This window comes from Pelagibius sp. Alg239-R121 (assembly GCF_947331435.1).
Lineage (GTDB): Bacteria > Pseudomonadota > Alphaproteobacteria > Kiloniellales > Kiloniellaceae > Denitrobaculum.
The window spans coordinates 1-2484 of the sequence record NZ_CAMZOF010000035.1 but is presented as its reverse complement, the minus strand read 5'-3'; the positions used below and the strand labels follow the sequence as shown (position 1 = coordinate 2484).

1 protein-coding gene is annotated in these 2484 nt (G+C 51.8%); it reads right to left on the bottom strand.

All coding sequences use genetic code 11. The features are described 5' to 3' along the window. Window positions 1-2471, bottom strand: a 2471-nt coding sequence (locus QMZ18_RS36800; RefSeq protein ID WP_282611425.1) for a diguanylate cyclase, incomplete at its 3' end; no start/stop codon positions are given. Window positions 2472-2484: the final 13 nt, after the last annotated feature.

Genomic DNA, 2484 nt, shown 5'->3' with positions numbered 1-2484 from the left:
CTTACACCGAGTTTTTTCAATTCGTAAAGCGTGTTTAAGGTATCCGCACCACCCTCCATCGCAATGCCTTCCGTGATCTCCAGTTCTAGCCATTCCGCGGGCACATCCGCGTCATTGAGTGTCTTTTCAACCTGTCTTGCCAGGTGTGGGCTTTTAAAGTGGACTGGAGATAGGTTGATGGAGATGCGAATAGGAGCGTGGCCCTGCTTTTTCCATGAGTCGATCTGCCTGCAAACAACATGCAGCAGCCACTCGGTCATCGGAACGATAAGCCCAGTCGACTCAGCGACCGGGATGAACTCACTCGGCGATATCCCGCCACGGAGTGGATGATGCCAACGGAGCAAGGCTTCCGCGCCGACTATTCGTCCCGTGGATATTTCGACTCGAGGCTGATAAACAACATGTAGTTCCTCGTTGTCGAATGCCGTACGTAAATCAGTCTCGAGCTGACGCTGAGAGAGCGCTTCCTCGTTCATTCGTTCGTCAAATATCCGCCAGGTACCCCGCTTGTGTTCCTTGGCCCGGTAAAGTGCCAAATCTGCATTTCGCACGAGTTGGTCCGGGTCGACGTTGTCTTTCTGGAAGAACGTAATCCCAATGCTTGTCCCGGAGTGGATCTCGGTCCCGTCGACGAGAAAGGGTGCAGTTAAGTTCCGTACGACCCGATCGGCAAGCTTTGTTACCTGCTCCGGCTTGACAAAATTGGTGACAATAATGGCAAACTCGTCGCCGCCTAATCGGGCCACCGTGTCAGTCTCGCGCACACATTCAAGGAGGCGTGCAGAAACCTGTTGTAGCAGGGCATCGCCAGTTGGATGTCCCAGGGTATCATTGACATTCTTGAAACGGTCAAGGTCTAGCAACATCACGCCGACGTCACGTCCTGTCCGCCTCGACTGGGCCGTAGCCTCTTTAAGCTTTCGGTAAAAATGGGCTCGGTTGGGAAGTCCAGTCAGCAGGTCCAGCGACGCCATTTTCCGTATTGCGGCCTCTGAGTTTTTATTATCAGTGATATCTGAAATAATACCAACGATATGACCGGTTCCGGTTTTTCGCTTGCTAATACGTATCCAGCAACCATTGGAGAGTTGGAGTTCGAAGGCGCTCGCTGAAGTTCGATGACGTACGACACAACCGCGGATCGCTCTTTCCAGATCCCCCACTGGTCCGACTAATACCCCTCTATTGTAGGCTTCCCGCATAAATTCTTCAAAAGTTGTGGGCGGGACTAACATGTCGGTCAAGCGGCCGTATATCTGCCGATACTTTTCGTTGCACATAATTAGCCTATCGTCACTGTCCCACAGCGAAAATCCTTCCGAGATGCACTCGACAGCGTCAGACAATTGCGCCTTGGTTTCATTCAGCTGAAGCGACGTCTCCAACGCAACAGCTGCCGTCTGCTTGAATACCAGCAGCGCCCGGGCCATTTCGCCAATCTCGTCACTGCGTTCCGTCGATGGCACGTCTTGCTGACTATCGCCGTGCGCAAGCGCCGTCATAACCTGTGTCATTCTTCTGATCGGACCGCGGATGGCCCGGGCCGACAAAAAACCGGCGACAAGTGCGGCTATTAGAACGGCTAGCCCGGTCAATACAAAAGTGTTCCGGGTGGCTAATCTCGTGGATTCGAGAAGGGCATCAGATTCGACGTGCCCTTGTGTTTCGGTTTCAACAAGTTCCTCTAGATAAGGCGTGAAATTTTTGAAGATCGAACTCAGCACCGCAATCTCAGCGTTGGCACTTAGAGACGTTTCAGACCAGGCATGGAAACCCTTCACGTAGTTATCCATGAGGCCGGCGATTTCCTGTTGTAAGGCCGGCGGAATGTCGGCCTTTGCCAGAAGGGCATCGAATTCCGCGTGGCGTTCATCGAACTGACCAATGTACTCATCCGTGCCGCGCAGCATGAAGTCTTTTTCGTGACGCCTCATCATCAGCATTTTGACGGTGAGATTGTCGAACCGCACATCCTTTAAGCGCGTTTCAACGGCGTGCACGGATTTACGAAGTGCGCCTTGCAGACCAAGTTCCGAATTGAGGCCTAGAGCCTTCTGCTGCTCGACGACTTTTCGGAACTGAACGATGTGCGCTGTAACTCCCTCCTGCACCCGAACAATCAAATCCCTTTCCTGCCGAGCTGTCTGCAGCAACGACAAGGCATCGAGATGCGTCACGACTTCGGCAGCGGCCGCTTCGTACATTTCTACATATTTTAGATCGCGCCGAATGAGAAAGTCCTTCTCCCGGCGGCGCATCTGAAGTGCGCCCTTCTCGACGCTATGTGCCTGTTTTGCCAGTTCAGCGTATTTATTTCTAATGCTGTAGGCTTCGTTCGAGTTGTGTTCGCTCAAGTAATAAGAAATGCCAAGAATGACAACACTGGCAATACTTAGTCCAGCCAAAAATTTAACTTGAAATGTAATTCCAAAGTTCAGATAACTGAACACTCTATACAAAGCAGTCATGTCTACTACTTTC